11 protein-coding genes are annotated in these 9,195 nt (G+C 37.8%); all 11 read left to right on the forward strand.

The annotated features are described in order from the left end of the window. Positions 1 to 21 precede the first annotated feature (21 nt). Positions 22 to 1,491, forward strand: a complete 1,470-nt coding sequence (rho, locus tag U9Q18_05015) for a transcription termination factor Rho (GenBank protein MEA3313719.1) — start codon at positions 22 to 24, stop codon at positions 1,489 to 1,491. Further along, on the forward strand, positions 1,481 to 2,071 hold the full coding sequence (locus U9Q18_05020) for a thymidine kinase (protein ID MEA3313720.1): 591 nt from the start codon (positions 1,481 to 1,483) through the stop codon (positions 2,069 to 2,071). The genes rho and U9Q18_05020 overlap by 11 nt, the downstream gene beginning before the upstream one ends. A 3-nt stretch (positions 2,072 to 2,074) precedes the next feature. Beyond that, on the forward strand, positions 2,075 to 3,154 hold the full coding sequence (prfA, locus tag U9Q18_05025; GenBank protein MEA3313721.1) for a peptide chain release factor 1: 1,080 nt from the start codon (positions 2,075 to 2,077) through the stop codon (positions 3,152 to 3,154). Between the two features lie 10 nt (positions 3,155 to 3,164). Continuing rightward, positions 3,165 to 3,986, forward strand: a complete 822-nt coding sequence (prmC, locus tag U9Q18_05030) for a peptide chain release factor N(5)-glutamine methyltransferase (GenBank protein ID MEA3313722.1) — start codon at positions 3,165 to 3,167, stop codon at positions 3,984 to 3,986. Next, positions 3,987 to 4,559 carry an L-threonylcarbamoyladenylate synthase gene (locus U9Q18_05035; protein ID MEA3313723.1) on the forward strand — a complete coding sequence of 191 codons (573 nt, stop codon included), beginning with the start codon at positions 3,987 to 3,989 and terminating at the stop codon, positions 4,557 to 4,559. Next, entirely contained in the window at positions 4,556 to 5,062 is a 507-nt protein-coding gene (def, locus tag U9Q18_05040; protein ID MEA3313724.1) for a peptide deformylase, read from the forward strand. The genes U9Q18_05035 and def overlap by 4 nt, the downstream gene beginning before the upstream one ends. Next, complete coding sequence (gene fmt, locus U9Q18_05045) at positions 5,059 to 5,967, forward strand: methionyl-tRNA formyltransferase (protein ID MEA3313725.1); 909 nt, start codon at positions 5,059 to 5,061, stop codon at positions 5,965 to 5,967. The genes def and fmt overlap by 4 nt, the downstream gene beginning before the upstream one ends. Positions 5,968 to 5,982: 15 nt before the next feature. Next, a complete protein-coding gene (locus tag U9Q18_05050) occupies positions 5,983 to 6,750 on the forward strand; it encodes an electron transfer flavoprotein subunit beta/FixA family protein (protein MEA3313726.1) in 768 nt (255 codons plus the stop codon). Continuing rightward, positions 6,747 to 7,604, forward strand: a complete 858-nt coding sequence (locus U9Q18_05055) for an electron transfer flavoprotein subunit alpha/FixB family protein (protein MEA3313727.1) — start codon at positions 6,747 to 6,749, stop codon at positions 7,602 to 7,604. Before U9Q18_05050 ends, U9Q18_05055 begins: the two co-directional genes overlap by 4 nt. After that, entirely contained in the window at positions 7,580 to 8,803 is a 1,224-nt protein-coding gene (locus U9Q18_05060) for a molybdopterin molybdotransferase MoeA (GenBank protein ID MEA3313728.1), read from the forward strand. The genes U9Q18_05055 and U9Q18_05060 overlap by 25 nt, the downstream gene beginning before the upstream one ends. Then, on the forward strand, positions 8,797 to 9,195 hold a 399-nt coding region (locus U9Q18_05065; protein MEA3313729.1), incomplete at its 3' end, for a molybdopterin biosynthesis protein. The genes U9Q18_05060 and U9Q18_05065, both read left to right, overlap by 7 nt.

Below are 9,195 nucleotides of genomic sequence, written 5' to 3' on the forward strand. Positions count from 1 at the left end.
GTAAGGAGGATTAATTAACGAATGAATAACGATGACCTAGATGTGGATTTAAGTATTACCAGGGAAGAGCTTAGCAAAAGGACTGCAAGAGATCTCTATAAAATTTCAAAAGCTATAAAAGTTAAAAATTATACCCATTTTCGAAAACCTGAACTTCTTGTAGAAATAGAGAAAAGAATGAACGAAATCAGAAAAGAAAAAGGCATTGGCGGAAAAGCACCCGGTGGGATTGACGTTGACAAAGGCGAGACACAGGGGGCTGTAAAAGCGCAGATGAGTCAGGAAAACAGAACAAAAGAAAGACCAGTAAGGCCTGCTCAACAATCCGAAAATATCCAGAGAGAGCAAACAGCAACAGTTATAGATGAAAAAAAGGAAGAAATGTTTTTTAAAGGACTTCTCGAGATACATCCTGACGGATATGGATTTTTGAGGTCTAATTATTTTCCTTCTTTCTCTGATGTATACGTATCTCCGCCACTAATAAGAAGATTTGGTTTAAAAACAGGGGATACTATCTCCGGACCAGTCCAGGGACCGCAGAGAGACGGCAGCAAATATTCTTCTTTAGTTACAGTAAAGACAATTAATGGGGTGGAAGTTACAGGTTATTTGAAACGTCCTGTATTTGAAACTCTTACACCTATGTATCCGGACCAAAGGATTATACTGGAAACTCCTGGATGTAATATTGCACTTAGAATTATGGATCTTGTTGACCCGTTGGGCAAGGGGCAGAGGGGGCTTATTGTTTCTCCGCCTAAAGCAGGAAAAACAACACTCATTAAGTCAATTGCTCAAAGTGTTGCTAAAAATCATCCTGAAATTATACTTATGGTTTTACTGATAGATGAGCGTCCAGAAGAAGTGACGGATATGCAAATGTCTGTTTCTGCTGAGGTGATAAGCTCCACATTTGATCAATCCCCTGAAAATCATATAAGAGTTGTTGAGCTGGCACTTGAACGGGCAAAAAGACTTGTTGAGATGGGAAAGGATGTAATGATTTTATTGGATGGTATTACCCGGTTAACCAGGGCATACAACCTTTTGAGTTCAAATACGGGAAAAACTCTGTCAGGTGGTTTGGATCCATCTGCAATTAAAGGGCCTAAAAAATTCCTTGGTGCTGCAAGAAATATTTTAAATGGCGGAAGTCTTACAATGCTTGCTACCGCACTGATAGACACAGGGTCCAGGCTTGACCAGGTTATATATGAAGAATTTAAAGGCACTGGTAATATGGAAATTATATTGAACAGATCACTTGCGGAACAGATGTTGTTCCCTGCTGTAGATATAAAGAAGTCTGGTACAAGAAAAGAAGAACTTTTGTATACGCCTGAGGAATACAAAAAGATTTGGACTTTGAGGAAATTCATTAGCTCTCTTGATCCCTCTGAATCTTTGTCAAGGTTATTAGATATGCTGAAGAAAACTGAGTCAAATAAAGAATTTCTCGAAAGTATAATAACCGGTGATGAAAAATAGAATAGGAAAAATAGAAGTTATAACAGGCTGTATGTTTTCTGGAAAAAGTGAGGAACTTCTGCGAAGGGTTCGGCGAGCGCGTATTGCAAAGCAGAAGATACAGGTATTTAAACCCTTAATTGATACAAGATATTCTGAGGTAGAAATTGTTTCTCATGATGGAGAAAAGGTACAAGGATGTCCGGTAAAGTCAGCAGTGGAAATTATGGATAAAATTAACAGCAATACAGATGTTGTTGCAATCGATGAGGCACAGTTTTTTGACGATGCACTTGTGGATGTTGTTAACAATATGGCAGGTGATGGCAGACGTGTGATTGTGGCAGGGTTAGATATGAATTTTCGTGGGGAGCCTTTTGGGCCAATGCCCAATCTTATGGCTATTGCAGACGAGGTGTTAAAACTTCATGCCATCTGTGCTATTTGTGGCGAAGAAGCTACCAGAACACAGCGGCTGATTGATGGGAAGCCGGCAAATTATGAGGACCCTATTATTGTAATAGGGGCATTAGAAAAATATGAAGCACGGTGCCGAAAGCACCATTATGTTTTAAATAAACCTGATGAGCAGAGTGAGTAAGCCATGAAAAATAAGTTAGAAAAACTGGTCAAAAGGTATGATGAACTGACCGACCTTCTTTCAAAACAAGAAGTGCTCTCCAATCAGCAACTTATTAAAAAATATTCGGTAGAACGTAAAGAACTTCAGGATATCATAGAAAAGTTTAGAACATTTCTAAGACTTGAAAAAGAGTTGAAAGGGGCATCTGATTTACTAATGAGTGACGATCCCGAAATGAAAAAGCTTGCCGAAAAAGAAATTGAGGCTCTGACAGAAGAAAAGGAGAAGGCGCTCAAAGACATAAAACTTTCACTTTTACCAAGGGATCCAATGGATGGGAAAAATATTATTATGGAAATACGTGCAGGAGTTGGTGGGGATGAAGCGGCTCTTTTTGTAGCAGCTTTGTATAAAATGTATACAATATATGCTGAAAAGAAGGGCTGGAAAGTAGAGATAATGGATGCTCGCCCAACTGATATCGGAGGATTTAAGGAAATTATTTTTTCTATTTCAGGAAGAAATGCTTATAAGCGTTTTAAATATGAAAGTGGGGTACATAGAGTTCAAAGAGTGCCTGAAACAGAAGCATCCGGAAGAATTCACACATCTACTGTGACTGTTGCAGTCCTTCCTGAGGCAGAAACGGTTGATTTAGAAGAAAGTATTAACCCGGAGGATTTACGTATAGATGTTTATCATGCTAGCGGGCATGGCGGGCAGAATGTGCAAAAAGTGGCAACAGCTATACGCATTTTGCATAAACCAACAGGTATTATGGTAACCTGTCAGGATGAACGTTCTCAGCTCCAGAATAAAATTAAAGCGATGAGAATTCTTTATGCGAGGTTGTATGATTTTTTTCAGAGTCAAAAAGACCAGGAGATGATTGAAAAACGGCGTTCTCAGGTTGGCAGGGGAAATCGAAATGAACGGATCAGGACATATAATTTTCCGCAGGGACGTGTGACAGATCATCGTATTAATTTTTCGTTGTATAATTTACCTTCTATTCTTGAAGGAGAAATGGACGAGTTGCTCGACAAGCTTATTGAAGAAGACGAGAGGGAACAGTTAAAACTGCTGGAAACTAAAGAGTAGTGATTTGTCAATGGATGTAAAGTCTCTTGTTCTATTTGGTCAAAAATCTCTAAATAATATAACTGATACTCCACGTTTAGAATCCGAGCTTTTGCTTTCTTATGTATTAAAAATGGGAAGGGAAAAGATTCTTTCAAATCTTGCAAAAGATGTTTTGCTTGCTGACGAAGAAAATTTTAAATTGCTTGTCAAAAAACGGCAATCAGGATACCCTTTTTCTTATATAACAAACCATAAAGCTTTTATGGGGTTAGATTTTTTCGTGCGGGAAGGAATACTCATTCCTCGTCCTGAGACAGAGATGTTAGTGGAAGAGGCGATAAAAATATCTAACGGAGAAGCGAAATATGTGCTTGATATAGGCACTGGAACAGGTTGTATTATTCTTTCTTTTCTTTATTATAACTACAAAAGCAGCGGTTTAGGCATCGATGTTTCAGATGTCGCTATTGAAACGGCTAAAAAAAATGCATTGCAATTTGATCTATATGACAGGGTGGATTTTGTACGGAAAGATTATAATGAGCTTACTTTTGACGAGGAATTTGATATTGTTATTTCTAACCCTCCGTATGTGAAAAAGAAAAATTGTAAAAACCTTTATTTTGAACCTACTAACGCCCTTGACGGAGGGAATGACGGGTTTAATTTTTATCCGAGCCTTATTGAGAAATCTTATAAATTTTTAAAGAAAGAAGGGGTGTTGATTATTGAAATTGACGATGGAATAGAACACGCAATAAGGAATGAAATGGAAAAAACCGGATATAAAGATATTAAAATTTTAAAGGATCTTGCAGGGTTTTATAGAATAGCCGGGGGAGTTAAATAAATGAAAGAATTTGAATTAGCCAGGAAAGCTTTACTGGAACACAAGATTATCGCTTTTCCTACGGATACGGTCATAGGGATTGGCGTGAATGGACTGGACCAGCTCGCAGTGGAAAAACTGTTTGCATTAAAAAATAGGCCTTTTGAAAAACCACTTTCTTTGCTTACTTATTCTTCCACAGAGATTTTAAAATATGCAAGACTTATCCCGTCTTACGCGTATTCTCTACTTAAGACGTATTTTCCGGGACCAATGACTGCAGTGTTTTATTCTGACGAAGTTTTGTATACAACTCCTTTTGGCAAGGGGACAAGCGTTGGTGTAAGAATTCCGAATTTTCCCATTTTACTTGATTTTCTTGCATACATAAAAATGCCCCTTCTTGCGACGAGTGCTAATGTATCTAATAGACCTGCATTACTTACAAAAGAAGATGTTGTACATATTTTTGGCGACGCTGTGTATCCAATACTTTTTGAGTATAATGTAACAAGCAGTAATGTTTCTTCTACTGTAATTGATTGTAGAGGCAAGGCTTCTGTAGTGTTAAGGAAGGGAGAAATAGATATATGAAGATAATAACGTATGGTAATCCGATGCTTAGAAAAAAGGCACAAAAGATAAAAAGTATTGATAAGAAAATAGTCGACCTTATAAAGGAAATGTTTGAAACAATGGATGCCAGCAAAGTTCCCGGAGTGGGGCTTGCTGCTCCGCAGGTTGGGATTTCTATTGCCTTATTTGTATATAAACTGGATGACGGCAAAGATGTTGTAATAAACCCCGAGATTGTTTCCAAAGAAGGAGAAGAAGTAAAAGAAGAAGGGTGTCTTTCCGTACCAGGTGTTTATGGCCCAGTGAAACGTGCTGAGAAAATCATTGTTAAAGGATTAAATATTAAAGGCAAAAGATTTAAACTGGAGCTGGATGGGTTGAAAGCTCGTGTATTCCAGCACGAAACAGATCATTTAAAGGGTATTATTTTTACTGATTATATTGAAAAGATAGAAGAATTTACCGTAGAAGAGGGTTATGAACTGCCCGAACAATTAGTAAAAAGGTTTAAGAGAAAATGAAAATTGTTTTTTTTGGCTCTTCCTATTTTTCTATTCCATTTCTCGAAGCACTAAAAGAAGATACGGTGCTTGTCGTTACTATGCCCGATAAACCACAGAAGAGAGGGAAAAACCTTTTCGCTAATCCTGTAAAAAGAAGCGCAATAGGACTTGGACTACCATTCATTACTGTTGAAAAGTTTGATTTAAGCTGTAAGGACAGGATAGGATCTGTTTCCCCTGATCTATTTGTCGTTGTATCTTTCGGGAAAATTATTCCAGATTATATTTTATCCATTGCACAATGTGCTTTGAACTTGCATCCTTCCGAGCTTCCATTGTACAGGGGGGCAGCTCCCATAGAGAGACAAATAATGGATGGTGTGACGAAGAGTGCTATTTCTGTTATGGTAATAAATGAAAAATTGGATAAAGGCGGCGTACTTCTAAAGCAGTCTCTCGAAATTTTGCTTGATGATACGCGGGAAGACGTCGAGCAAAAAATTATAAATATAGGGATCCCATTGTTAAAACAAGCTATATCTATGGTAAAAAGTGGGAGTTACAGCGAAATAACTCAGCAAGGAAAAGGAAGTTATGCAAAGAAGATTACAAAAGAGGATGAATTGATACATTGGGAAGAAGATAATGTACGTATATACAACAAGATAAGAGCACTCTATCCTTCTCCTGCTTCATTTACTTTTTTTAGAGGGAAACGGCTTAAACTATTTAAGGCAAACACTTTAGATCTTGATAAAGGAGCTCCCGGGGAAATTATTGATTTACTAAAAGAAGGTTTTGTTGTACAATGCGGAGCGGGTGCATTGCTTATTAAAGAAGTGCAGATTGAAGGGAAAAGACGTATTTGTGCTTCAGAATTTATTAACGGAACTAGATTAAAAATTGGTGAAAAGTTAGGTTAAACATGAGGAGGAAAGATGAAAATTGTTGTTACTGTAAAGGTAGTGCCTGAAGAGATTAAAATTGACAAAGAAACCGGAAGAGTGGTAAGAGAGAATGTTGCATCTATTTTTAACCCACTTGACCTTCTTGCTGCTGAGGGGGGAATAAAATTAAAAGAAGAGGTAGGTGGGGAACTTATAGCTGTATCAATGGCACCTCTGAAGGAGAGCGAATTACTTTCTACTTTATTTAAGTACGGATTTGATCGCGTGATACTGCTTACCGATAAAGCGTTTGCTGGTTCTGATACTATTGCAACGGCTTTCGTTCTGGGCAGTGCGATTAAAAAACTTATTCCGGATTACGATCTAATCCTGCAAGGTGATTATTCTCTTGATGGGGCAACGGGTCAGCTTGGAGGCGAAATGGCAGCTCTTTTGGATATTCCTTTTGTTTCTCAGGCAAGCTCTGTAAAGATGGATAAATCACTGGAAATAGAACGATTGAGAGAAGAATCAATAGAGAGATACACACTGAAATTGCCCGCACTCGTTTCTGTAAGGAGAGGGATTAATAATGGCATAACAGTAAATCTTTTTAGTCTTATGGACGAGAGAAAAAAAAGCGTTGAAATATATACGAACAAAGAGTTGAAACTCCCGGAAAAAAGAATTGGCAAATCAGGGTCAAAGACAGAAGTAGTGAATGTTGTTCAGGTTGAGCTTCCATCTAACACTGAATTGATAAAAGAGAACGGAGCTAAACATCTTGCGGATTTTCTTGAGAAAGCAGGTGTCGTATGAAATTTCTTATTGTAGTGAACAAGCATAATGGTATTATTGAAAAGGTAAGCCAACTAGGCGGGGAGATTTTTGTTGCTAGTTTTGACAAAAAAAGCAGTGCCAACTTTGTGCCATCTGACGAAATAACAAATGTAATTGAAGGATGCAGTTTTTTAATGAAAGTGTGTGAAGAACTTACTCCTGATGTCATCTTTTTTTCGTCCGACCTTATATTGAGAGAAACTGCGTCTTATTTTTCTGGCAGGAAAGGGCTTGGACTTATTGCTCATAGTAAGAAATTGAAAATGGATGGCGACAGGTTGATAGGCACAGTTCCCGGAGGGAATAATCTTTTTGCAGAGGTACTATCTGTTTCTTGCCCCGTGCTTCTTATTTTGAAAGATGACAAAGTGGCGGAGATGCCCCCTATAAAACCTAAATATGTTTCATTTGCGACAAGCGATTTGATCCAATGTAACTCTGTTAAAAAAACATCTGCAAATCCTATTAAAACAGCACGTATTGTCGTAGGAGTAGGAAGAGGAGTAAAGCCTTCTCTTATGCCAGAGGTAGAGAAATTTACAAAAAGTATTAATGGAGAAATTGGCTGCACAAGGCCTTTAGCGGATATAGGGATGTTTTCCGAGGAAAGAATGATAGGAGAGACAGGTATATCTATTTCACCCGATATCTATATTGCATTGGGTATCTCAGGTGCATTACAGCATTTGAGCGGAGTTAATGGTAGACATATTATTGCTGTGAACAGCGATCCTAATGCTCCAATTTTTTCAAAGAGCGAAATTTCGATTAATCAGCCTGTTGAAGTTGTTTTAAAGGATTTTAAGAAATGCCTAAAAAGTTTTTCACTGTAAGCAAAAGGACTGATGTAATACAGAAGATACCTTCTCTCATTACTCTTTCCCCTTCTTTTGAGGAGATGGATATTTTATCTGCTGTTAACAGGGTTGCTAGCAGGGATGTTTTTGCGTCATTTAGTGTTCCATCTTTTAAAAAATCTCTTGTTGATGGTTTTGCTGTGCATTGTGAAGACATCAGGGGTGCATCAAACGGTAATCCTATTCCGCTTAAATTAGTTGGCGAGACGCATATCGGAGATTTTCCTTCTATTTGTTTAGCTGATGATGAAGCAGTTTTTACGCCGACAGGTGGTGTAGTCGTTGAGGGATCTGATGCTGTTGTTATGTTTGAATATACTGAAATGCGCGGCAATGAAATCTTTGTTACGAAAGAGGTTTCAAGAGGGGAAAATGTTTTACCTGTCGGCGATGACATCAAAAAGAACAGCATCATACTCGAAAAAGGAGATTTTATTACACCTGAAAAGATTGCCGGAATAAGAAGTTTTGGAATAAAAAAAGTTTTTGTTTTTAAACCCGTGAAGGTAGGTATTTTTGCTACGGGAAATGAACTTTGCGACGAAGGAGAGCTTGGAAAAGGTAAAGTATACGATAGCAATAGCTATGCTCTTGCTGCAGAGGTTATTAAAGACGGGTTCATTGTCAACAGATACGAAATTGTGAAGGATGATAAGAAAAAGATTATCTCCGCTTTAAAAACTGCGCTTAATGAAAATGATGTTGTCCTTATGAGTGGAGGCACAAGTAAGGGTAACTTTGATTTTACTGTGGAGGCAATCAACTCGTTAGGTAAACTTGGTGTTGTTATCCATGGGATGCATCTTTCGCCGGGGAAACCAACTGTATTTGGAGTGATCGATGGTAAGCTTATTATGGGACTTTCAGGCAATCCACTTGCATCTTTCCTCGTGTACCGAAGCGTTGTGCGAAATATTATATTCCAAAAGATGGGCATTAAATTAAAAAGAAAAATCGTATTTGCAGAGATTACCGAGAATATTCCATCACGTAAGGGAAGAGAAGAATTTATTATAGGGAAGTTTAGTTTGGATAATGGTGGGAACTTTGTTACACCAATATTTTCTGAATCAGCATTTGTGAGCCCTCTACTTTTTGGTGATGGTATTATAACCATTCCACTTATGAGCGAAGGCCTGAAAAAAGGGGAAAAGGTGATGTTCGAATTATGGTAGAAAGAGAACTGTTTTTGAAAAAAAAATCATTAAAAGAGGCATTGCAGATTTGGGGGGATGTACTGGATGAATTAGGACTTAAAAGAGAAATTAACGAAGAGAAAGTTTCTACCCAAGAATCTGCTTTCAGAATCGTTTCAAGAGAAGTGAGGTCAAAGTTTTCATCGCCGTTTTATACGGCTTCAGCTGTCGATGGAATTGCTATAAATGCAGAAGATACGCAAGGGGCAACATTAGCTAATCCTAAGACTTTGATATTGGGTAAGGATGGTGTGATGTTAAATACTGGAGACCCTCTTCCTTTTGGTTACAATGCAATAATTATGGTTGAAAATATAGATATAAAAGATAATACGTTTAAAATTTTTTCTTCTATTAATCCGTATAAGAAT

Source organism: Caldisericota bacterium (genome assembly GCA_034717215.1).
GTDB lineage: Bacteria > Caldisericota > Caldisericia > Caldisericales > Caldisericaceae > UBA646.

Coding starts and splice junctions, on each gene's coding strand:
- U9Q18_05035 (MEA3313723.1), top strand. CDS start 3,987: ATGAAAGAATTTGAATTAGCCAGGAAAGCTTTACTGGAACACAAGATT.
- U9Q18_05055 (MEA3313727.1), top strand. CDS start 6,747: ATGAAATTTCTTATTGTAGTGAACAAGCATAATGGTATTATTGAAAAG.
- U9Q18_05060 (MEA3313728.1), top strand. CDS start 7,580: ATGCCTAAAAAGTTTTTCACTGTAAGCAAAAGGACTGATGTAATACAG.
- fmt (MEA3313725.1), top strand. CDS start 5,059: ATGAAAATTGTTTTTTTTGGCTCTTCCTATTTTTCTATTCCATTTCTC.
- prmC (MEA3313722.1), top strand. CDS start 3,165: ATGGATGTAAAGTCTCTTGTTCTATTTGGTCAAAAATCTCTAAATAAT.
- U9Q18_05020 (MEA3313720.1), top strand. CDS start 1,481: ATGAAAAATAGAATAGGAAAAATAGAAGTTATAACAGGCTGTATGTTT.
- prfA (MEA3313721.1), top strand. CDS start 2,075: ATGAAAAATAAGTTAGAAAAACTGGTCAAAAGGTATGATGAACTGACC.
- rho (MEA3313719.1), top strand. CDS start 22: ATGAATAACGATGACCTAGATGTGGATTTAAGTATTACCAGGGAAGAG.
- U9Q18_05050 (MEA3313726.1), top strand. CDS start 5,983: ATGAAAATTGTTGTTACTGTAAAGGTAGTGCCTGAAGAGATTAAAATT.
- def (MEA3313724.1), top strand. CDS start 4,556: ATGAAGATAATAACGTATGGTAATCCGATGCTTAGAAAAAAGGCACAA.